Genomic DNA, 19,541 nt, shown 5'->3' on the forward strand with positions numbered 1-19,541 from the left:
GCTGCGACACCCTCTACGCCATGCTCCGCGACGGCACCCTCTACCAACCCCCAACACCCGCAACCGCTTGACGAAAAACATAGGGGCACTCTCACGTCCCGCGTGTCTGGGCCGAATTCCGCTAGCCCTTCACTGCGACTTGGGGGCGCTGCCGTGGCCGCCCCTAGCTGCGTCATTGGCACTTGGGTTGCCTGACGGTGGGCGGCCTTCTTCAACCCAGTGAGAGAGCGTGGGGCGGATGGGCTAGGGATGTGAGAGAGGGACGAAAAGGCCTGGATGTGAAAAGAAAAACGGCGACCGTCCCCTCAGGGGGCGGTCGCCGTCGTTTGTTCACAACGCGTGCGGGAGGTTTACATCTTCCGTCGGGCTGTTGTTGTTTCGTCCATGGCATCCCTGCCCAGCCAGACGCCCAGGCCGATCATGGCAACGCCGAGGATCAGGTGCAGCCAGTTGTCGGCCGTGTTGAACGGGACAAAGTTGGCAGCTGTTCCCTGGTTGATGACCAGGCCGTAGATCCAAAGAACGATGTACACGGCGCCGCCGCCCAGGAGGAACAGGCGGGCCATGCGTGGGTTCCTTGCCATGGCCAAGCCGGCCACGCCAAACAGCAGGTGAACGATGTTGTGGAGTATGGACACTTGGAAGACTCCAAGCAGCATGGCGCCGGATTCATGTCCCGCAAAGGTCATGGCGCCGAAATTGGTGGTGATTCCCGGGATGAAGCCCAGGACGCCTACCAGCAGAAATACAATGCCAACGCCCATGGCGGTGTTGCGAAGCGTCAACCCCATCATGTGGTGGTGTTCGGCGGGGTGCGAAGCGGTGGTCATCAAGTCCTCCCTTTCACGCTGTTAATCGGCTCTTCTCATGGAGAGCCGACCTGCGGCAAGGGGTGTCGCAAAACCTTGCCGACGCCGCCATAATACTCCTGAAATGCCTCCGATAGCAGGGGATGTGCCCAGTTCAGCGCCGGTTAGCATGGATTCATGAGCCAAGCTCCGAACGGACGTGTGCACACCATCTTCCACGACACCCGCGATCTCACGCCTTTCCGCGAGGGTTACGTCCGCACCTCGGTCCGTGGCCTTGCGGACGGCGTCAATGACGTGCTTTCCGGGGTCCTCAGCGGCCGTGACCACGCGAGATTGTCCGTGGTGGGTAATGTCCCGCGGTTGAAGATGCTGTCCTCCAAGACTGCCAAGGCGATGCACGACGCCGTGTTTACCTCCACGGAGCCGGATGGGCTTCTCGCTTTCGGCCGCATGAATCCGGGGTGGGCCGGCTTGTGCCACGTGATGGCGGGCTTGCTCGCGTACAAACACGGCGGGTTCCTGAGGGCTTCGGAGTTGCTGCAGCGCGGTTTAACAACAAGGATCGACGACGACGCCAGCCAGTTCTCGGCGACGTACCTGGGGCAAGTGGTCACCAAAGTCGAGGTAGCGGAACGCATTGAGGTTCCGGTTCTGTTCAGCGAGGAATCCGTGTTCCTGGCGCTGGCCCATTGCCTCCGGGAGATGGGAATGACCGAGTCGGCGTTGGAAGCAGTGGTGGGCTTGCCGCCGTCGTTGCCTTCTGCGTTGGCGCGCTGCACGGCGGCGTATTCGTTGGAACGCCACCGCGATGTGGTGCTGTGGACCGAAGGTTTGCTGAACACGGATGACCTTTCGGCTGCCCTGTTGTTGATCCGTGCGCGTTCCCAGCGGGCCCGGGGTGACTTCGAGTCCGCGCAGTTGGCCTTGAAGGAAGTCCTCCGGCGGCGGAAGACCAACCTGGCTTTGAAGAATGATGCTTTGACTGACAGGGCCCTGCTCGCGCTTGACCAGGGACGCCGTACGTTAACTCCGCGATCCAAGCGGCCGGCCCCGCCTGCGGAGCTGGAGACGCTGGAGGTCATCCGGAAAGACGCTGAAATGCGGCGCCTTTGGGAGAACGACTTCAGGCAGCTGGGCGGCGAATAAAAGACCATTGCGTCCTCCGGGGAGGAAGCGTAGTCTTTTAATCAACCAAACAGTTGATCAATGTATCGGTTGATTAATTTTCGGTTGATTGAGGTTCGGTTGATAACGAAGGGTTGAAGCGGCGATGGAACACGATGCTCTGGGGTCAGACACCCTGGACAGGGCCTTCATGGCCTTGGCTGATCCGGTGCGGCGGGCCATCGTGGCCCGGCTTTCCCGGGGGGACGCCACCGTCAACGAGCTCGCAGAACCATTCGCCATCACCAAGCAGGCGGTTTCCAAGCACATACAGGTCCTTGAGCACGCAGGATTGGTCACCCGTTCGCGCGACGCACAGCGCAGGCCGGTCCATTTGGATGCGGCAGCCTTGGAGCGGTTGACGGCCTGGATTGACCAGTACCGGCTGATCGCCGAATCCCGCTTCCGGCAGTTGGACGAGCTGCTGGGGGCTGGCATCTCCCACCAGGAACACGAGAACACAACAGCAAAGAAGAAAGAGGAACTGACATGAGCAATCCAACAACCATCACGGCTGACAGCGGTGTCCCGTTCGTTGATACGGTCCGCGAATTCGATGCTCCCGTGAGCGCTGTCTTCAAGGCGCACGTTGACCCGGACCTCTTGGCCAAATGGCTGGGCCCGCGCAGCACGGTCACGAAAATTACCGAGTACAACGCCACCACGGGCGGCAGCTGGCGCTACGAAAGCGGTGACGACAACGGAATGTACGGCTTCCGCGGCGTCTTCCACACCGTTGAATCCGATGCGCTGATCATTCAGACAATTGAATTCGAAGGCGCACCCAACCAAGTGGTCATCAGTACCACCACCTTCGATGAAATCGACGGCAGGACCCGGATGGTAGCCCATGAGGTTTACCCTTCCGTGGAGGCCCGCGACATGGCCCTTGCTACAGGTATGGACTACGGCGTGATCGAAGGATATGAGCGGCTTGACGAACTGCTTGCTGCCTAAGCGCCCGCCGGCTGCAGCTGCAGCAAGAGCGGAAGGAGTTGCTCCGTCAACAGCACTGTTCCCAGTCCGATCATGATGATCCCGCTGGTCAGCGTCACAATCCGTGCGGCGCCGGGCCGGGAAGCCAGCAGCTTCCGGGACGTCAGCGCCACGCCGGTGTAGACCGCCCCGGCCAGGATTACGAAGGTCAGGCCCAGTAAACCGGACTGGACCGGAACGGGCAGTGCTGCCTCGGGGCTGACGAACTGCGGTACCAGCGCGATGAAAAAGAGCAGGCCCTTGGGGTTGATGCCGCTGGTGCCCATGCCCTGAAGGAAGGTGCGGAGTTGGTTGCCGGACTGCACGACGCCGGCTTCCGCACTGAAGCTCGCGCCTCGCCATGAGCGGATGGTAGAGCCGCCGAGCCACAACAAGTAGGCCGCCCCGGCGATGGTCAGCCATCCCAGGAGTCCCGGGACTCCTGCCAGCAGTGCGGCCAAGCCCGCCACCATCAGCACTGTATGGATGACATACCCGCTGCACAGGCCGGCCACTGCGGGAACGAAGCTGCGTTGGCGGAGGCCGGCCGAGATCGAATACGCCCAGTCGACGCCAGGGGTGCACGCCAAACTGACGGCGACGATCATGAAGGCCAGGAACAGCTGCGGGTTCACGTTTTCTCTCTCCAGGGCTAGATGGTAGGAAAACTCTAGGGAAAAGCGACCAATAAGTGTTCCCGTTTTTAGCTCGCTTACGGGGGTTTTGGGTAAGATTCTTGCGTGATTGACGGAATCGATAGAAGTATTTTGCGCCACCTCAAAGAGGATGGCCGAATGACGGCCACAGCCCTGGCCTCAAAGGTGGGTTTGACCGTGGCTCCATGCCATCGGCGGCTCCGGGATTTGGAGTCGTCAGGGGTGATCCGCGGCTACTGCGCTGACATCGATCCTGCTGCCGTGGGGTTGGGTTTCGAGGCGATAGTGTTCGTCACCCTGAAGCAGGTGGCGCGGACCATCATGGCGGAGTTCGAGGAGCGCGTAACAGCCAGTCCCAACATTGTTGAGGCGCAGCGGCTGTTCGGCTCTCCCGACTACCTGTTGAAGGTCATTGCCGCGGACTTGCCCGCCTATCAGCGCTTCTATGACGACGAACTCGCGGCCCTTCCTGCCGTGGAACGCCTGACATCAACCCTGGTGATGAAGAACCTGAAAACCAACATCGGCCCACCCGTCTAATCCCGCCCTACTCCGCAAGCAGCCCCGTCGTCCGGTAGGGAATCACTTCGCGGAGGAACATGCTGGTGGACGTGCGCACGATCCCGGGGCACAGGCGGATTTCCTCGGACACGCGGTAAAGGTCGTCCGGGCTCTTGGCCACCACCCTGATGATGAGGTCGGTATCGCCGGCGGGGGCGTGGCACTCGAGGACTTCGGGGATGTCCCGGAGTGCGGCGATGGCTTCGTTCAAGTGGCTTTGGTCCAGTTCGGCGCTGACCGCAGCAGCTACGCCACGCCCCAGGGCCGACGGCAGGACGCGGCTGCTGTTGGGTCGCAGGGCTCCGGCGGCCGTCATCCGTTCCAGGCGTGACTGAACTGTTCCGCGAGCGAGGTGCAGTTTCTGCGCCAGCACCATGATGGGCACGCGGGGATCCTCATCCAAGGCAGCGAGGATCCTGCGGTCCGTCGCGTCGAGTTCCTGCAAAGTGACCACTTCCTGTCCAAGTTTTCCGGGCAGAGTGGTCAGATCGACCATTCTTTTGAGTGTCCGTTGCACCAACTGTATGTCTCCTGCTCAAATGATGACAACGAAGCAGGGTAAGGCTACCGCCGGACCCCGCAGGCACCAGGTACCCGGAACACCACCCGGATCCCTGTACAGGTTTCCCGCAAGGAAGCAGCCGCTGATTGACTCTTGTTCACAGCATTGTCATTCTGCACTCGCCCGTATCGTGCGGGCAGCACAGTAAGAGCCCCTGAGCCACCGGATCGTTGCGGTAGCTGAGGGGCTCTTGCATTGCCCAGCCCGGTTCGCGGCGGGCGCCGCGCAGCCACATAGGCTTGGATCATGACATCCGCAGGCCGCTTCGCCCCGAGCCCTTCCGGCGAACTGCACGTCGGCAACCTTCGAACAGCCATCCTGGCCTGGCTCTTCGCGAAGTCCAGCGGCAGGGACCTCCTGGTACGCGTCGAGGACCTGGACCGTGCCCGGTCCGGCGCCGAGGCGGAGCAGCTCCGCGACCTGGAGGCCGTCGGCGTCAGGTGGGACGCCGCCGTCGTACGCCAGACCGAGCGCGCGGCGCTCTACGACGAAGCGATTGCGCGCCTCACCGCTGATGGCCGCACTTATGAATGCTTCTGTACCCGCCGGGAAATCCAGGAAGCTCCGTCGGCGCCGCATGCGCCGCAGGGTGCGTATCCGGGGACGTGCCGGCGGTTGTCCCACGCCGAACGGGAGATCCGGCGTGCGTCACGTCCGGCGTCGATCCGCCTCCAAACGGACGTTGTTGAGTGGTCTGTGGAGGACCAGTTGCGCGGCACCTATGTGGGCGTGGTGGACGACTTTGTACTGCGTCGGAATGACGGAGTCACCGCCTACAACCTGGCAGTGGTGGTGGACGATGCCGCCCAGGGAATCGACCAGGTGGTGCGCGGCGACGACCTCCTCCCCTCCACTCCCCGGCAGGCCTACTTGGCGACGCTGCTGGGCCTGCCCGTTCCCGAATATGCCCACGTTCCGCTGGTGGTAAACCACGACGGCGCCCGGCTGGCGAAGCGCGACGGTGCGGTCACGCTGGGCGACCTCGCCGCCGTCGGAATTTCTGCCGACAGGGTCCGTAACCTGATCCTAGAATCGGTGGGCCTGCCCGCCGGAACCTTGGGGGAGGCGCTGCCGCACTTCCACCCCCGGAGTCTCCCCACGGAGCCGTGGGTGTGGAAAACTCCCCGGCCCTGAACCGCCCGGCACGTAGGCTGTCTGGATGCATGCACAGGTGATCGCCCCAGGTTTCGAACCCGTCGCCGAGCTCTTCGGCAGTTTCCTTGATCAGGATCCGGCCTATTCGGCACAAGTCGCCGCCTACCATCGCGGCGTCAAAGTGCTGGACCTCAGCGGCGGACCTCATATCCGCCCGGACTCGGTCACAGGCGTTTTCTCCTGCTCCAAAGGCATGGCGGGCCTGGTGATGGCGATGCTGGTTCAGGACGGCACTTTGGACCTTGATGCCGAGGTGACCAAGTATTGGCCGGAGTTTGGAGTCGAAGGGAAAGCTTCGATCACGGTTGCCCAGCTTTTGTCCCATCAGGCCGGGCTTCTTGGAGTGGAGGGCGGCCTCACCCTCCACGAGGTCAACAACTCAGGGCTCGCGGCCGCCAAGCTCGCCAAACTGCCGCCGTTATGGAAACCCGGCACTGCTTTCGGCTACCACGCACTGACCATCGGTATCTTCATGGAGGAATTGTGCCGCCGGATCACCGGTTCCACCCTCCAAACCGTCTTTGAACAGCGGATCCGGGCCGTGACCGGAGCCCACTTTTACCTTGGTCTGCCCGACGCCGAAGAGGCCCGTTTCGCACCCTTCCGCTGGGCGGCCGATCCGGCGTGGCCGTGGGTGGATCCTGCCAGCCACGCCGGTCTCGCGGCCAACTCTGCCGTGGGTGACATTTTGGACTTGCCCAACATCCGGGAGGTGCGGGCCGCGGGGCTGAGCTCGGTGGCTGGTGTGGCGAGTGCGGAAGGGATGGCAAGGATTTATGCGGCGGCACTGACCGGTTTGGCAGGCGATGATGCCCTCGCGCCGCTTCTGACGGAGGGGACTATTCGGACGGTGTCAGCTGAGCAGGTGTTTGGGATTGACCGCGTCTTCGGCGAGACCGGCTGCTTCGGCACCGTTTTCATGAAGTCCCACACGCGGATGCCGTTCGGCAGCTACCGCGCCTTCGGGCACGACGGCGCCAGCGCAGCTTTGGGGTTCGCGGACCCCGTGTATGAACTCGGCTTTGGGTACGTGCCGCAGCAGGCGGAGCCGGGGGGCCTGGGCTGCCGCAACTTCCAGCTGGGCGCGGCGGTGCGGGAAGTGATCGCGGGGCTCGCGGCCCAGCGGCGTAGCTGAGTTGAGCTGGGCTGGGCTGTTTAGCTGGGCTGGGCTGTGCAGCTGGGCTGTCTAGCTGAGCTGGGCGGCTGGGACTCCGGCCGCCATGCCTGCCCACAGGGTGTCGGTGGCAGCGGTGACTACGTCCTCCACTGAAGTCCCGTCCAAGTGCCCGCCGGCAGCTAGGAGGGCAGTCCCGTGAAGGCTGACGAAGCACACCATGGCCAGTGTCCCGGGGTCGCCGTCGGCCAGGGCGCCGGTTGCCTGGGCCTCGGCGATCATGGCCTGGGCAACGTGTATTCCTTGCGCGCCGGTGTTCCGCAGTTCCTCGCTGGAATCGGGGTGGTGCTTGGTGGAATACATCACCGTCAGCAGGCCGGGATGCTCAACTGCGAAGTCGACGTACGCTTTCCCAACACTGACGAAGCGGCCGCGAAGGTCCTCGCCGGACTGGGCGGCGCCCAGGATGCGGCGGTTCATTGACTCAAAGCCGGCCAGTGCCACCGCGTCGATCAGGGCTTGCTTGTCACGGAAGTGCTTGGCGGGGGCGCCATGGCTGACGTTGACATCACGGGCCAGCTGCCGCAGTGAGAGTCCGTCCACACCGGCTTCTTCGATGGTGTCCATGGCGCGCTCCAAGAGGGCTTCCCGGAGTTTGCCGTGGTGGTAGGGCTGGTCAGTCATGGCTCAAGTCTAAGCCAATGTAGTCATTGACAACAAAGTAGACACTGCCTACCATGTAGACAGCGACTACATTAGTCTCCGACTCAACCGATGGGATTCCGCCATGACCATGACTTACGCAGGTACCACCGCACTCATCACAGGAGCCAGCTCCGGCCTCGGCGCTGAGTTTGCCGGACAATTTGCTGCCCGGGGTTCCAACCTCGTCCTGGTGGCCAGGCGCGCAGACCGTATGGAGGAGTTGGCCCAGGACCTGCGCTCCCGCCACGGTGTCACAGTGACCGTGTTGCCCTTGGACTTGGGCCGGGCAGGAGCAGGACGCCAACTTTTCAACGAACTGACCAGCCGCGGTATCGCAGTGGACACGCTGATCAACAACGCAGGTTTCGCCACCCACGGTCCTTTGGTGGAGGAAGACCCGGACACCATTGCCTCGGAGATCTCCCTGAACGTGGCTGCCCTCGTGGACATTACCCGGGCATTCCTCCCCGGTTTGCTCGCCTCCGGGAAGGGTGCCCTGGTGAACGTGGCCAGTACTGCCGCGTTCCAGCCCATCCCCGGCATGGCCGTTTACGGCGCCACCAAGGCCTTCGTCCTGAGCTTCACCGAAGCCGTGGCCCACGAAACCAAGAACTCCGGGCTCAGTGTCCTGGCCCTTTGCCCAGGTGCGACACGTACTGAGTTCTTTGAGGTCCTCGGTGGTGAATCCGCGGCAGTAGGCAAGATGCAGACCCCTGAGCAGGTGGTCGGCACTGCGCTCAAGGCACTCGATCGCAAAGACACTCCAGGCAGCGTGGTTTCGGGCTGGGTCAACCGGGTGACCGCCGGGTTCGCCCAGCGTATGCCGAGGGCTGTTACCGTCGCCGTCGCTGCCCGCGCCGTACAGGACTGGTAGATCCCGCCCACGGCGCTTGCCGCCCCGGAACAACCGATAGCCTGAACATGGGATCGATCGCCGTTGATCCCATGTTCAACCCGGAGGCCAGCATGACCGAACCACGCTTCACCGTAGAAACAGCCCAGGTCCTGGCGGAGGTGGCCCACAACCGGCAAAAGGACAAGCTCAAGCGCCCATACCGCGAGCATGTCCTGGCAGTGGGCGATGCTCTGGCCGACTTTGACGAGGACATCCAGATCGCCGGATACCTTCATGACATCGCCGAGGACACTCCCATCACCCGGCAGGCCCTGCTGGAAATGGGCGTTTCCGAGCGTGCGGTAGACATCATCGAGCGCGTCACCCGCCGCTTCCATGACGACCCGGATGATTACGATGCCGGCATCCGATTTGTTGCGGAGGACCACGACGCCACGTTGGTGAAGATCGCGGACAACGCCCATAATTCCCTGCCGGAACGGGTTCAGGCACTTGCGGAGAAGTGGCCGGACAAACCGCCGGTCACCCGCTACGCCGATGCCCGGCCTGTGCTGTACACAGCCGTTCCCCGCGACGAGGTCCGGATGATCCTGGAACGGATCAACCCGTACCTGCTCCAGGAACTGGACGAGATCGCTCCCGAGTAACCCCTACGGGCCCCGCAACGGGCGGAGTGGTGAGTTGTGGGGCCCACTTTGCGTGCCTCGGAGAGTAAATGGGGCGCAGAGCGGGCCCCGCAACGCAGGGGGAGTGCCTTAGCCCGCCGCGTTCTCCAGCCTTCGGAGCGCGGCGGCCCGGCCTTTGTGGCCGCGCCGTTCGTCGTAGGCGATGGACAAGCCCAGGACCAGCATCATCTCCAGCATGCACAGGGGGACGGATGCGCCGGCCGCCGCCATGACAATGCTCGCAGCCAAGCCAAGGAGCACAAGGGACGAACTCCAGAGAAGCTCGCGGTCCGGGCCGAGCATAAAGCTGTAAATAGTGGTGAGTGAGGCCTTGAAAAGGATGATCGGGATGGCGATGGACGCCACCGCAGCCCACGCAGGAATGTGGGCTTCGTGATCGATGAAGTATGCAGCAACGTGGAGTCCCGCACCTGTTGCGGCAATGGCAGCGAAGAGCGGCATGTGCCCATAGCCAAAGATCCATGAGCGGTGCCGCTGAACGTGCAGCGCAGGGCCTGAGGGCAGGATGAAGTAGATCCACCACATGGCGAAAGCCAAGCCTGTACCGCTGAGGCCAACCAGCGCGGCGTCCACGGACCAGCCATGGGTTGCCACGATCGCCCGCAGCGTCTCAATGGCGCCGATCAAACATTCACCCAGGGCGATGATGGCCAGGAGCCCGTACCTTTCAGCAATGTGGTGTGCATGCCACGGGGTACGCATCTTGCGTTCCGCGAAGTATGGTGCCGCCATTTCCATGACGAACAGCGGAGCTGCCATGAGGAACGTGGTGAGGACACTGGCATCGATCAAGAGGACCGCCACCCACCCGATCTGGACGATCGCCACGTACTTTGCATAGCGCAAACAGGTTTCCCGGCGTTCGGGATCCTGGCGGGCAGCGCGCAGCCACTGGAAGATCAGGGCCACCCGCATGATGATGTAGCCCAGCACCATGGTGACGTTGTCCACGTGCTTGCCCTCGATGATCGAGTGGAACATCGGCTCGATGCCCATAGCCAGGATGAGCACGCCCACCATCTGGACCATGGTGACAACCCGGAACACCCAGTCATCGGTATCGTAGGCGCTGGCGAACCACGTGAAGTTGATCCAGGCCCAGATCACCGCGAACATGGCGAACGAGAAGGCCAGCAGCCCGGGCCAGAAATGTGTTTCAGCCACTGCATGGGCGAACTGGCTCCCAGCCACGCCAAAGGCAATGACAAAGGTGAGGTCGAAGAAGAGCTCCAGCGGGGTTGCGGTGCGGTGCTTTTCATGGGGATCACGGCCGCCCATGCGGGACAGCGCATGGCGAAGGGGATTCGAGGACATGGCTCAAAGATTACCGCTGCCCCTGCTTCCACGCCGAGATCGCCGGAATGCGTCGGGATCACCCGGAATGTTCCAGCGAACCCGCAGCGTTCCGGCGATCTCGCGGGAAGGAGTTACACCCGGCCCAGGACGTCGATGTCTTCGAGGAAGTCCTGGTGTACCTCGGGGCTCACGGTGGTGCGGGTGTCACCAATCGCGTCAAGGTAGTCCTGCGTCACGGGTCCCTTGCGCCCGCTGGACCCGGACCCGGACGCAGCGCCGACTGAACCGCCCAAAGCAGCTCCGTCGTCGTACACTGCTTTTTCCAAAGCACGCTGGGAGGCACTGCGGGCCGCAAACTCGATGTCGGCGGGCGAGAAGCCTTCCGTCCGTTCCACCAGCTGGGCGATGTCCACGGAGTCCACCACCGAGGCGGGGATGAAGCGCTGCCACATGGCTTCGCGGGCGTGGACGTCGGGGAGGCCGATGGGGATGACGTAGTCGAACCGGCCGTGGCGGAGGAATGCGGTGTCCAGGGCACGGATGAAGTTCGTGGCGCAGACCAACAAGCGGCCGGGTTGTTCGCGAAAGGCCGGGATGATCTTCAGGAGCTCGTTGGTGACACCCTGCAACGGCGACGGCGGATCGCCGGCACGCTGCGATGCGATCTCTTCCACCTCGTCGATGAACACCACGGCGTGCTCCAGCTCTGCGATCTCCAGGAAGGTCTCGCGGAGTGCTCCCGCCAGGCCCTTGGGGTCAGCGGCCAAGCGCGACGGGAAGACCTCCACGAACGGCCACTCCAGCCGCGACGCAATGGCCTTGGCGAACGTGGTCTTTCCCGTACCCGGAGGACCGAACAGCACTACAGCTCGGGGCGGCACCACGCCGTATTCGTCGGCGAGGTCGGCCTCAGCCAGGGGAAGCACCAGCCGGCGCTCCAGCAGTTCCTTCTCGCGGCGCATGCCGGCCACGTTCTCCCACAGATCCCGGGCAAGGATGCGGCCACCTAGAAGCCCCAATGCTCCGAGCTCCTGCCGCTGCACGGGAATGGTGCGCTCGAAATAGCGCAGGTTCTTCTTGACTACGAAGCCCCGCCCCAGGAAGGCTTCCACGCGGGTTTCGGTTTCAGGCATGAGCGCAGAGAGCTTGTTGAGACCGTGAGGCGCCATGCGGTTCTCGACGGCGGACAGCAGCGAGGTGCCGATGCCCCGGCCACGGAATTCCGTGAGCGTGGCCAGGAAAACAATCCACCCTTGGTCGTGTGCGGCGCGTCCGACGGCGGCACCCACCACTTGCTCGCCCTGCACCGCCACCACCGCGTGGTCCTTCTCGCACGACGCCAGGACCTCGGACAACGCGTACACCGGCTCCACGCCGTCGGCCTTGAGTGACTCCCAGAGGTCCAGGATGCCATCGAGGTCGGATGAGTGGAAGTCCCTGATGCGCCAGTTGCTCATGGGTAATGCTCCTGAGTTTGCTAAGTGAGTCGCCGTTGATTCCTTGAGGTTGAGCATAGGCGAACCACCGGTGCCGGACGTTGCAGGCCCGTAGCGTTACGAAACTCCTAGTGAACCGGACGCAACCGCAAACCCTGCATGCCGCCGTCGACCGCCAGGGAGGTTCCCGACGTCGAGCCTGATAGAGGACTCGCAAGGTAGGCGACGGCGCCGGCCACCTCTGCGGCGTCAACCAGCCGGCCGTGGGGCTGCCGGGCGTTCAGGGCCGCGCGCTCGCCGGCCGGGTCGGCAGCGGAATCCAACAGACGTCCCACCCACGGCGTGTCAGCGGTGCCGGGGTTCACGCAGTTGACCCGGATTCCCTCACGGATGTGGTCGGCAGCCATCGCGAGCGTCAGGGACAAGACTGCACCTTTCGACGCCGAGTACAGCGCACGCTGAGGCAATCCCGCGGTCGCGGCGATGGAGCAGGTGTTGACGATCGCCGCGGCCGGTGACTCGCGCAGGTGCGGCAAGGCTGCGCGGCTGACGCGGGCGATGCCCACCACGTTGACGTTGAGGACACGCAGCCACTCGTCGTCGTCGTTCGCCGCAATGTCGCCTTGGGCGCCGATTCCGGCGTTGTTGATCACGATGTCCAGCCGGCCAAAATGCTGCACAACGGACTCGACGGCGGCACGCACCGACGCGTCATCGGCGACATCGCACTGGACAGCAAAGTGGGGGCTGGTTTCCGGGGCGAGATCCAGGACGGCGACCTTCGCACCTCCGGCAGCGAATCGGTCCGCGACGGCCGCACCGATGCCGGAAGCCCCGCCGGTCACGAGGGCTGCTAGGCCCTCAAAGTCGTTGCCCGCCGAGGGCGCTGCGGCTGCCATCAGGCGTTGACGTGGGCTGGAGCGGCTGCGCTGGACTGATCGCCGGACGCGGAGCCGGCCTGTGCCCTGAAGTACTCCTGGCGCTGGCGTCCCAGTCCCTCGATGTCCAACTCCACGGTGTCGCCGGGCTGGATGAAGGGGAAGCGGCCGGACAGGGCGACGCCTTCGGGGGTTCCGGTGATGATCACGTCGCCCGGCTCCAGGACCATGTATTGGCTCAGGTGGTGGACGATCGTGGCGGGGTCGAAGATCATGTCCGAGGTATTGGAGTCCTGGCGGGCTTCACCATTGACCAGGGTCTGGAGGCGAAGGTTGCTTGCGTCGATCTCGGAGGCCGGAACCAGCCACGGGCCCAGGGGAGTGGAGCCGGGGAGGGACTTACCTTTGGTCCACTGTCCTGCAGCGCCGGGAATTTGGTAGTCGCGCTCGGAGAGGTCGTTCGCCACGGCGTAACCGGCGATGCAGGCTTCCGCCTCCGAGACGGAGGAAAGGTATGACGCTTCCCGGCCGATCACGATGGCCAGTTCCACCTCCCAGTCGTACTTGTCCGACGACGGCGGGATGGGAGCTGCGTCGAACGGCCCGGCGATGGTGTTGGTGGGTTTGAGGAAAACCACGGGAACCTCGGGCGGCGTCGCACCGGATTCGGCGGCGTGGGCGGTGTAGTTGAGGCCGATGGCCACTACTGCTCCGGGGCGGGCAACCGGCGCGCCGATGCGCTGGCCCTCGGGGGAGATTTCGGGAAGTTCCCCGCTGTTCAGGGCTTTGCGGGTGCGCTCGATGCCATCCGAGGCGAGGAATCCGCCGTCGATATCCTGCGTCAAGGGCGTGAGGCTGAAGTATTTCTCGGTGCCGTCGGCGTCCTGGGCGATGACGGCCGGTTGTTCGTTTCCGGCCGTACCCAGCCTGGCGAATTTCAAGGTCATGGCTTCCTCCGTGTTCGGGACTAACATCCGAGCTCTAGTGTGGTGTTCTCCCCCATAATACGGAAATGTGACCCATTGACAAGGAAGACATCGGATGTTTAGGCTCGGTGGTGAATCGTGACGCACTTCAGGAGCCGCATGAGCATCATCACCGCAATGGATACGTTCGATATCCGCTTTCCAACATCCCTTGAGCTGGATGGCTCCGACGCCATGAATCCGGACCCGGACTACTCCGCGGCGTACCTGATCATCCGCACTGACGCCGGGGACGCACACGAGGGCCACGGCTTCGTGTTCACCATCGGCCGGGGGAATGAGGTTGAAACGGCGGCGATCAACGCGCTCCGCGAACACATCCTCGGCCGCACGGTTGAGGACCTGCTCGCGGATATGGGCGCCACCTGGAAGCTGCTGGCCCATGATTCGCAGCTCCGTTGGCTGGGTCCTGAGAAGGGTGTCATGCACATGGCCATCGGGGCGGTGGTCAATGCCCTCTGGGACCTGAAGGCCAAACGTGCCGGGCTGCCCTTATGGGAGTTGCTCGCCGGCATGACACCGGAAGAGCTCGTGGCACTCGTGGACTTCCGTTACCTCACGGACGCGCTCACTCCGGAGGAAGCGCTGGACATCCTTCGTGCTGCCGAACCCGGCAGGGAAGCACGGAAGGCGGCACTTCGCGCCGAGGGTTACCCCGCGTACACCACGACGCCGGGCTGGCTGGGGTACAGCGACGGGAAACTGAAGCGGCTGGCCAAGGAAGCAGTTGCCGATGGTTTCACCCAGATCAAGTTGAAGGTGGGTGCGTCTTTGGAGGACGACATCCGCCGCGTACGGACGGCACGCGCTGCTGTTGGGCCCGACATCAAGATTGCCGTGGATGCCAACCAGCGCTGGGATGTCCAGGAAGCCATCGACTGGATGGCCCATCTGGCCCCCTATGACATTGCCTGGATCGAGGAGCCCACCAGCCCGGACGACATTCTGGGCCATGCTGCCATCGCCCGGGGAGTGGCACCGATTCCGGTGGCAACGGGGGAGCATATCCAGAACCGTGTGGTGTTCAAACAGATGTTGCAGGCCGGTTCACTGCAGGTCCTGCAGATCGACGCCGCCCGGGTGGCGGGAGTGAACGAGAACATCGCCATCCTGCTGCTCGCTGCAAAGTTCGGCGTCAGGGTGTGTCCGCACGCCGGTGGTGTTGGTCTGTGCGAGGCCGTGCAGCATCTGTCCATGGTGGACTTCATCGCCGTGTCCGGAACCAAGGAGAACAGGACCATCGAATTCGTGGACCACCTCCACGAACACTTCGTCACACCCGTTGATGTCCACGACGGCGCTTACTGGCCGCCGTCGAACCCTGGCGCCGGAAACGAAATGCTCCGTGAAACACTGGCCGCGTACAGCTTTCCGAACGGCCCCGTATGGAAGGAATCCCGTTGATCCAGCACGCACCTTGGTTCGAGGAAGCACGCTTTGGCATGTTCGTGCATTGGGGCCTCTACGCCCTTCCAGCGCGCCACGAGTGGGTGATGAACCAAGAGGAAACAACGGTGGAGGAGTACTCCAAGTACTTCCGGCGCTTCGATCCGGACCTCTACGATCCCCGCGAGTGGGCCCGGGCCGCACGTAACGCCGGGATGAAGTACGTGGTCCTCACCACCAAGCACCATGACGGCTTCTGCCTGTGGGATTCCGCCCTGACGGACTACAAAGCCACCAACACGCCCGCCGGTCGGGACCTGATCGCTCCCTATGTGGAAGCACTCCGGGCTGAGGGACTGAGGGTCGGTTTCTACCATTCACTCATCGACTGGCACCACCCCGACTTCACCGTGGACGGGGTACATCCCCAACGCAACGCGGCCGACGTCGAAAGCTTGAACGCCGGGCGTGACATGGACCGCTACCGCAAGTACCTGCACGGCCAAGTGCGTGAGCTCCTGACCAATTACGGCACCATCGACTACCTGTTCTTCGACTTCTCCTACACAGGCGGACACCAAGAAGAATATTGGGGCGGCAAAGGCCGGAAAGACTGGGACTCGGAAGCCTTGCTCGCCATGGTTCGGGAACTGCAACCGGCCATTGTGGTCAACGACCGGCTGGAAATCCCGGGAGACCTGGTCACACCGGAGCAGTACCAGCCCGCCGGCCCCATGATGGTCGACGGCGAACCGGTCACCTGGGAAGCCTGCCAGACGCTGAACGGCAGCTGGGGCTACGACAGGGACAACCTGAACTACAAGCCCGTGGACCTGCTCATCCGTATGCTGGTGGATGGCGTTTCCAAGGGCGGCAACCTGTTGCTCAACGTGGGCCCCACAGGCAGGGGCAGCTTGGATCCGCGGGCGCTGGGTTCGCTGGAGGGCATCGCGGAATGGATGAAGCTGCACTCGCGCGCCATCTACGGGGCAGGAGCTTCGTCCTTCACCGCGCCGACGGATGCCCGTTACACGCAGCGTGGGGACAGGCTGTACGTCCATCTCTTTGCGTGGCCTTTCGAGTACGTCCACCTGCCTGACCTCGCCGGCAAGGTGGAATACGCCCAGTTGCTGAACGACGCCTCGGAGGTGTTCCTGCGGGAACTGGACCCGGCCCAGCAAGCCATGAACATGACCCCGGGCGGCCAGCCACCCGGAACGCTCACCATCAAGCTGCCCGTCCAAAAGCCCGACGTCGCCGTACCTGTGCTGGAACTGTTCCTGAAGCCGTCAGCCCTCCGGCAAGAGAACGTCCATGGCTGAGAGCATCGCCCTCCACACCAAGCTCAAGCCGGGAACCGAGGACGAGTACGCCGACGCCCACGCGCACATCCCGCCGGAACTGGTGGTGGCTCTCAAAGAAGCCGGGGTGAAGAACTGGCGGATCTGGCGCAGCGGTCTCGATCTCTTCCATGTGGTGGACGTTGAAAACTACCAGGCCATGCGGCACGCGCTCGCCGACCACCCCGCCAACGTTCCGTGGCAGGCCCGGATGGCTGAACTTTTAACGGTCCAGGATGATTACTCGGGGGAGGATGCGGGTATCCAGAAGGTATGGGAACTGCCATGAACTCCCTTGACTCGAGCCTGGACCTTGACCCGCGCAGATTGGGCAAGCTTGGCTTCGGCGGTGCGGGCATTGGGAACCTGTACCGGTCCATTCCGGACGGGGAAGCGCTCGCCACCGTTCTAGCCGCTTGGGACGCCGGCATCCGGTACTTCGATACGGCCCCGCACTACGGCCTGGGTCTGTCCGAGCAGAGATTGGGTGCCGTTCTCCGGGACAAACCCCGGGACGAGTTTGTCGTCTCCACCAAGGTGGGGCGGCTGCTGGAAGCGAACCCCGGCGGCGGGCAGGACCCTGAAGGATTCGATGTCCCGGCCACTACACGTCGTGTGTGGGACTTTTCCGAGAAAGGAATCCGCCGCAGCATCGAGGACTCGCTGGAACGGCTTGGATTGGGCCACGTGGACATTGCCTATCTCCACGATCCCGATGTCCACGATCTGCAAGCCGGCATCTCCGAAGCATTGCCCGTGTTGGAAAGGCTGCGCTCAGAGGGAGTGGTCAAGGCCATCGGCGTGGGGATCAACTCGGCCGAGGCTGCACTGGAATGCGTCGACGCCGCTGACCTGGACCTGGTGATGCTGGCAGGCCGCTACACCTTGCTTGAGCAGCCCGGCGTTCCGCTGCTCGACCGCTGTGTGGAGCGCCGCACCGGCGTCGTGAGCGTTGGCGCCTACAACTCGGGCCTTCTGGCCCGGCCCGATGTTTCCGAAGACGCACACTACAACTACCAGCAGGCACCGCCGGACGTGCTGGCGCGGGCGCGTCGCCTCGCGACCATCTGCCGCGACTTTGGAGTGGAACTTCCGACGGCGGCACTCCAGTTTCCGTTGCGGCATCCGGCCGTGGTGAACGTGACAGCCGGCGCGACTTCCCCTGAGCAGGTGTCCATGAATGCTGCCCGCATGGAGGAGACGGTGCCGGAAGAGCTATGGGAGGCATTGGAGCGTGTTGGCCGGTGATTGATTCGCACCTGCATCTGTGGACCTTGGATTCCTTCGTCACCGGGGGAGTGCGCCCCTATGGTTGGCTCGGCCCGCAGCACGGTGCGCTGTTCCGGAGCTTTGGCGAGGACGAGGCGCATGAGACGTTGAATGCGGCCGGTGTGCGGGGAGCGGTGCTGGTCCAGGCGGACGATACCGTTGCCGACACCGAGAGCATGTTGGCCGTTGCCTCGCGGAATCCGTGGGTCTTCGGAGTGGTGGGCTGGGTCAGGCTGGATGCGCCGGCTGAGGCTGATGAGCAGTTGCACCGGTTCACGGCCAAACCCGTTTTCAAGGGTGTCCGGCATTTGGTGCATGACGATCCCAGGGATGATTTCCTGGATCTTCCCGCGGTTCGTGATTCCCTGGCCTTGGCGGCTCAGCGCGGGCTCACCGTGGATATTTCGGACGCTTTTCCCCGGCATCTGGGAGGGGCGCTCCGGCTTGCCCGCGAGATGCCGGAACTGACTGTGGTGCTGGATCATTTGGGTAAGCCGCCGCTCACGGACCGCCTCGCCATGGAGGCGTGGAGCGCTGACTTCCGGGCGCTGGGGCGGGAGCCGAACTCGGTGGCCAAGCTCTCCGGACTTCACCTGCCCGGCGTCGAGTATTCACCGGAGGCACTGCGGCCGCTGTTCGAATCAGCGTTGGAGGCCTTCGGGCCGGAGCGTTTGATGATCGGCGGCGATTGGCCCGTCAGCACGCTCGGGGCGCCGTATGGCCGGACGCTGGATGTGTTGTTGGAGTTGGTGTCTTCGCTGAGCCCGTCGGAGCAGGACGCCGTGCTGGAAGAGACCGCCATCCGGACGTATGGCTTGGCTGTCACGCCCCTGGCCGAAGGTTAGAGCGCCTGCCGCAACCAGTTCTCCACGCCGCTGATGTGCACCGTCACCAGCGCGCGCACCAGTTCGGCGTCGCCTCGTTCAAGGGCGTCGGCGATCGCACGGTGCTCGGCCAAGGTGTGGGCCACAGCTTTTTCCTGTGTCAGTCCGCGCCAGATCCGTGCCCGGACTGTGCTGCTGGACAGGGCCTCCAAGAGACTGCCGAGGTAGTCGTTTCCCGCGGCTTCGGTGATGATGCTGTGGAATTCGAGGTCGTGGGCCACGAGTTCCTCGACGTCCGTGTTCTCGTCGATGCCGTCCATGGTGCTCCGGAGGGCCAGGAGCTCGTCCGGCGTGATTTTGCCCGCCGCCAAGTGCGCGGTGGCAGGTTCCAGTATTCGTCGGACCTCGAAGAGTTCCAGAATGGACTTGTCCTGATGCAGGTCCACCACGAACGCCACGGCTTCGTTGAGCAGCTTGGCGTCGAGGCTGGTGACATAGGTTCCGTCACCGCGGCGGACATCCAGCACGCGGATCAGTTCGAGGGCTTTGACCGCCTCGCGCAACGAACTCCTTGAAAGACCGAGCCGCTCGCTCAGTTCCTTTTCCGGCGGAAGTCGATCGCCGGCCTTGAGTTCCCCGCGGATCAGCATGTCTTTGATCTTGCTGATCGCCTCGTCTGTGACAGCCATGGACCAATAGTAGCCACGAATGATCCGATGTCTGCCTCCGCCGCGTCCCCACCCAACTGAGTCGCAGTTGAGCGCGTTTTCAGTGCTCAAAACGCGCTCAACTGCGACCTGGTTTGGGGTGTTAATCAACGACGGCGGCACCCGGGTTCCGCTTGTTACGGAACCCGGGTGCCGCCGTCGTGATTCAGCGG

General features: G+C 63.5%; 22 protein-coding genes. 13 read left to right on the forward strand and 9 right to left on the reverse strand.

All coding sequences use genetic code 11. The features are described from left to right. Window positions 1-350: 350 nt before the first annotated feature. Window positions 351-830 carry a DUF4383 domain-containing protein gene (locus ACIQLI_RS21995; RefSeq protein WP_400392449.1) on the reverse strand — a complete coding sequence of 160 codons (480 nt, stop codon included), beginning with the start codon at window positions 828-830 and terminating at the stop codon, window positions 351-353. Window positions 831-986: 156 nt separating this feature from the next. Here ACIQLI_RS21995 and ACIQLI_RS22000 point away from each other — a divergent pair, with 156 nt between their 5' ends. From ACIQLI_RS22000 to ACIQLI_RS22010, 3 genes are all read left to right on the forward strand, one after another. Then, window positions 987-1,958 carry a hypothetical protein gene (locus ACIQLI_RS22000; RefSeq protein ID WP_400392451.1) on the forward strand — a complete coding sequence of 324 codons (972 nt, stop codon included), beginning with the start codon at window positions 987-989 and terminating at the stop codon, window positions 1,956-1,958. A 124-nt stretch (window positions 1,959-2,082) separates the two neighbouring features. Next, window positions 2,083-2,469 (forward strand): metalloregulator ArsR/SmtB family transcription factor, encoded by a 387-nt coding sequence (locus tag ACIQLI_RS22005; RefSeq protein ID WP_354232861.1) that lies wholly within the window; start codon window positions 2,083-2,085, stop codon window positions 2,467-2,469. After that, window positions 2,466-2,933 (forward strand): SRPBCC family protein, encoded by a 468-nt coding sequence (locus ACIQLI_RS22010; RefSeq protein ID WP_400392454.1) that lies wholly within the window; start codon window positions 2,466-2,468, stop codon window positions 2,931-2,933. The genes ACIQLI_RS22005 and ACIQLI_RS22010 overlap by 4 nt, the downstream gene beginning before the upstream one ends. On the opposite strand, the gene ACIQLI_RS22015 is transcribed toward ACIQLI_RS22010, so the two are convergent. Further along, a complete protein-coding gene (locus ACIQLI_RS22015; RefSeq protein WP_354232859.1) occupies window positions 2,930-3,586 on the reverse strand; it encodes a LysE family translocator in 657 nt (218 codons plus the stop codon). The genes ACIQLI_RS22010 and ACIQLI_RS22015 overlap by 4 nt on opposite strands. 105 nt (window positions 3,587-3,691) lie before the next feature. Here ACIQLI_RS22015 and ACIQLI_RS22020 point away from each other — a divergent pair, with 105 nt between their 5' ends. Next, window positions 3,692-4,147, forward strand: coding sequence for an Lrp/AsnC family transcriptional regulator (locus tag ACIQLI_RS22020; protein WP_400392457.1), 456 nt, complete (start codon window positions 3,692-3,694; stop codon window positions 4,145-4,147). 7 nt (window positions 4,148-4,154) lie between these two features. Here the strand turns inward: ACIQLI_RS22020 and ACIQLI_RS22025 are convergent, their stop codons facing one another. Beyond that, window positions 4,155-4,664 carry an Lrp/AsnC family transcriptional regulator gene (locus tag ACIQLI_RS22025; protein ID WP_354232858.1) on the reverse strand — a complete coding sequence of 170 codons (510 nt, stop codon included), beginning with the start codon at window positions 4,662-4,664 and terminating at the stop codon, window positions 4,155-4,157. A gap of 312 nt (window positions 4,665-4,976) precedes the next feature. Here ACIQLI_RS22025 and gluQRS point away from each other — a divergent pair, with 312 nt between their 5' ends. Together gluQRS and ACIQLI_RS22035 are read left to right on the forward strand one after the other, a co-directional pair. Continuing rightward, window positions 4,977-5,864, forward strand: a complete 888-nt coding sequence (gene gluQRS / locus ACIQLI_RS22030) for a tRNA glutamyl-Q(34) synthetase GluQRS (protein ID WP_400392460.1) — start codon at window positions 4,977-4,979, stop codon at window positions 5,862-5,864. Window positions 5,865-5,889: 25 nt separating this feature from the next. Then, window positions 5,890-7,020, forward strand: a complete 1,131-nt coding sequence (locus ACIQLI_RS22035) for a serine hydrolase domain-containing protein (protein ID WP_400392463.1) — start codon at window positions 5,890-5,892, stop codon at window positions 7,018-7,020. Between the two features lie 51 nt (window positions 7,021-7,071). Here the strand turns inward: ACIQLI_RS22035 and ACIQLI_RS22040 are convergent, their stop codons facing one another. Next, window positions 7,072-7,683 carry a TetR/AcrR family transcriptional regulator gene (locus tag ACIQLI_RS22040; protein WP_400392466.1) on the reverse strand — a complete coding sequence of 204 codons (612 nt, stop codon included), beginning with the start codon at window positions 7,681-7,683 and terminating at the stop codon, window positions 7,072-7,074. A 103-nt stretch (window positions 7,684-7,786) separates the two neighbouring features. Between ACIQLI_RS22040 and ACIQLI_RS22045 the strand changes: the two genes are divergently transcribed. After that, complete coding sequence (locus ACIQLI_RS22045; protein ID WP_400392468.1) at window positions 7,787-8,578, forward strand: SDR family NAD(P)-dependent oxidoreductase; 792 nt, start codon at window positions 7,787-7,789, stop codon at window positions 8,576-8,578. 47 nt (window positions 8,579-8,625) lie between these two features. Beyond that, a complete protein-coding gene (locus tag ACIQLI_RS22050; RefSeq protein ID WP_354232853.1) occupies window positions 8,626-9,207 on the forward strand; it encodes an HD domain-containing protein in 582 nt (193 codons plus the stop codon). Between the two features lie 108 nt (window positions 9,208-9,315). Here ACIQLI_RS22050 and ACIQLI_RS22055 read toward each other — a convergent pair whose 3' ends face one another. The 4 genes from ACIQLI_RS22055 to ACIQLI_RS22070 all read right to left on the reverse strand — a co-directional run bounded on the left by ACIQLI_RS22055 (window position 9,316) and on the right by ACIQLI_RS22070 (window position 13,803). Further along, complete coding sequence (locus tag ACIQLI_RS22055; protein ID WP_400392471.1) at window positions 9,316-10,560, reverse strand: low temperature requirement protein A; 1,245 nt, start codon at window positions 10,558-10,560, stop codon at window positions 9,316-9,318. Window positions 10,561-10,673: 113 nt separating this feature from the next. After that, window positions 10,674-11,999 (reverse strand): ATP-binding protein, encoded by a 1,326-nt coding sequence (locus ACIQLI_RS22060; RefSeq protein WP_400392474.1) that lies wholly within the window; start codon window positions 11,997-11,999, stop codon window positions 10,674-10,676. Between the two features lie 107 nt (window positions 12,000-12,106). Beyond that, on the reverse strand, window positions 12,107-12,877 hold the full coding sequence (locus ACIQLI_RS22065; protein WP_400392477.1) for an SDR family NAD(P)-dependent oxidoreductase: 771 nt from the start codon (window positions 12,875-12,877) through the stop codon (window positions 12,107-12,109). Next, a complete protein-coding gene (locus ACIQLI_RS22070) occupies window positions 12,877-13,803 on the reverse strand; it encodes a fumarylacetoacetate hydrolase family protein (protein ID WP_400392480.1) in 927 nt (308 codons plus the stop codon). Before ACIQLI_RS22070 ends, ACIQLI_RS22065 begins: the two co-directional genes overlap by 1 nt. A 138-nt stretch (window positions 13,804-13,941) precedes the next feature. Between ACIQLI_RS22070 and ACIQLI_RS22075 the strand changes: the two genes are divergently transcribed. Genes ACIQLI_RS22075 through ACIQLI_RS22095 form a run of 5 tightly spaced genes read left to right on the forward strand, consistent with a single transcriptional unit; the run spans window position 13,942 to window position 18,682 of the window. Then, entirely contained in the window at window positions 13,942-15,246 is a 1,305-nt protein-coding gene (locus ACIQLI_RS22075) for an L-fuconate dehydratase (protein WP_400392483.1), read from the forward strand. Beyond that, the gene (locus ACIQLI_RS22080) at window positions 15,243-16,550 is read left to right on the forward strand and encodes an alpha-L-fucosidase (RefSeq protein WP_400392486.1); all 1,308 of its coding nucleotides are present in this window, start codon (window positions 15,243-15,245) and stop codon (window positions 16,548-16,550) included. Before ACIQLI_RS22075 ends, ACIQLI_RS22080 begins: the two co-directional genes overlap by 4 nt. Further along, the gene (locus ACIQLI_RS22085; RefSeq protein WP_400392489.1) at window positions 16,543-16,857 is read left to right on the forward strand and encodes an L-rhamnose mutarotase; all 315 of its coding nucleotides are present in this window, start codon (window positions 16,543-16,545) and stop codon (window positions 16,855-16,857) included. The genes ACIQLI_RS22080 and ACIQLI_RS22085 overlap by 8 nt, the downstream gene beginning before the upstream one ends. Continuing rightward, the gene (locus ACIQLI_RS22090) at window positions 16,842-17,816 is read left to right on the forward strand and encodes an aldo/keto reductase (RefSeq protein ID WP_400392492.1); all 975 of its coding nucleotides are present in this window, start codon (window positions 16,842-16,844) and stop codon (window positions 17,814-17,816) included. The genes ACIQLI_RS22085 and ACIQLI_RS22090 overlap by 16 nt, the downstream gene beginning before the upstream one ends. Next, window positions 17,813-18,682: an amidohydrolase family protein gene (locus ACIQLI_RS22095; protein ID WP_400392495.1), complete on the forward strand. Its 870-nt coding sequence runs from the start codon at window positions 17,813-17,815 to the stop codon at window positions 18,680-18,682. Before ACIQLI_RS22090 ends, ACIQLI_RS22095 begins: the two co-directional genes overlap by 4 nt. Here ACIQLI_RS22095 and ACIQLI_RS22100 read toward each other — a convergent pair. Beyond that, window positions 18,679-19,350: a FadR/GntR family transcriptional regulator gene (locus tag ACIQLI_RS22100; protein ID WP_400392498.1), complete on the reverse strand. Its 672-nt coding sequence runs from the start codon at window positions 19,348-19,350 to the stop codon at window positions 18,679-18,681. The genes ACIQLI_RS22095 and ACIQLI_RS22100 overlap by 4 nt on opposite strands. Window positions 19,351-19,541: the final 191 nt, after the last annotated feature.

The sequence above is a fragment of the Paenarthrobacter sp. NPDC091669 genome (assembly GCF_044756725.1).
Classification (GTDB): domain Bacteria; phylum Actinomycetota; class Actinomycetes; order Actinomycetales; family Micrococcaceae; genus Arthrobacter; species Arthrobacter bambusae_C.

Excerpts from the sequence above, each read along its gene's own strand:
- ACIQLI_RS21995 (WP_400392449.1), bottom strand. The coding sequence starts at position 830 with ATGACCACCGCTTCGCACCCCGCCGAACACCACCACATGATGGGGTTG.
- ACIQLI_RS22000 (WP_400392451.1), top strand. The coding sequence starts at position 987 with ATGAGCCAAGCTCCGAACGGACGTGTGCACACCATCTTCCACGACACC.
- ACIQLI_RS22005 (WP_354232861.1), top strand. The coding sequence starts at position 2,083 with ATGGAACACGATGCTCTGGGGTCAGACACCCTGGACAGGGCCTTCATG.
- ACIQLI_RS22010 (WP_400392454.1), top strand. The coding sequence starts at position 2,466 with ATGAGCAATCCAACAACCATCACGGCTGACAGCGGTGTCCCGTTCGTT.
- ACIQLI_RS22025 (WP_354232858.1), bottom strand. The coding sequence starts at position 4,664 with ATGGTCGATCTGACCACTCTGCCCGGAAAACTTGGACAGGAAGTGGTC.
- gluQRS (WP_400392460.1), top strand. The coding sequence starts at position 4,977 with ATGACATCCGCAGGCCGCTTCGCCCCGAGCCCTTCCGGCGAACTGCAC.
- ACIQLI_RS22035 (WP_400392463.1), top strand. The coding sequence starts at position 5,890 with ATGCATGCACAGGTGATCGCCCCAGGTTTCGAACCCGTCGCCGAGCTC.
- ACIQLI_RS22040 (WP_400392466.1), bottom strand. The coding sequence starts at position 7,683 with ATGACTGACCAGCCCTACCACCACGGCAAACTCCGGGAAGCCCTCTTG.
- ACIQLI_RS22045 (WP_400392468.1), top strand. The coding sequence starts at position 7,787 with ATGACCATGACTTACGCAGGTACCACCGCACTCATCACAGGAGCCAGC.
- ACIQLI_RS22050 (WP_354232853.1), top strand. The coding sequence starts at position 8,626 with ATGGGATCGATCGCCGTTGATCCCATGTTCAACCCGGAGGCCAGCATG.
- ACIQLI_RS22055 (WP_400392471.1), bottom strand. The coding sequence starts at position 10,560 with ATGTCCTCGAATCCCCTTCGCCATGCGCTGTCCCGCATGGGCGGCCGT.
- ACIQLI_RS22060 (WP_400392474.1), bottom strand. The coding sequence starts at position 11,999 with ATGAGCAACTGGCGCATCAGGGACTTCCACTCATCCGACCTCGATGGC.
- ACIQLI_RS22065 (WP_400392477.1), bottom strand. The coding sequence starts at position 12,877 with ATGGCAGCCGCAGCGCCCTCGGCGGGCAACGACTTTGAGGGCCTAGCA.
- ACIQLI_RS22070 (WP_400392480.1), bottom strand. The coding sequence starts at position 13,803 with ATGACCTTGAAATTCGCCAGGCTGGGTACGGCCGGAAACGAACAACCG.
- ACIQLI_RS22075 (WP_400392483.1), top strand. The coding sequence starts at position 13,942 with ATGAGCATCATCACCGCAATGGATACGTTCGATATCCGCTTTCCAACA.
- ACIQLI_RS22085 (WP_400392489.1), top strand. The coding sequence starts at position 16,543 with ATGGCTGAGAGCATCGCCCTCCACACCAAGCTCAAGCCGGGAACCGAG.
- ACIQLI_RS22090 (WP_400392492.1), top strand. The coding sequence starts at position 16,842 with ATGGGAACTGCCATGAACTCCCTTGACTCGAGCCTGGACCTTGACCCG.
- ACIQLI_RS22100 (WP_400392498.1), bottom strand. The coding sequence starts at position 19,350 with ATGGCTGTCACAGACGAGGCGATCAGCAAGATCAAAGACATGCTGATC.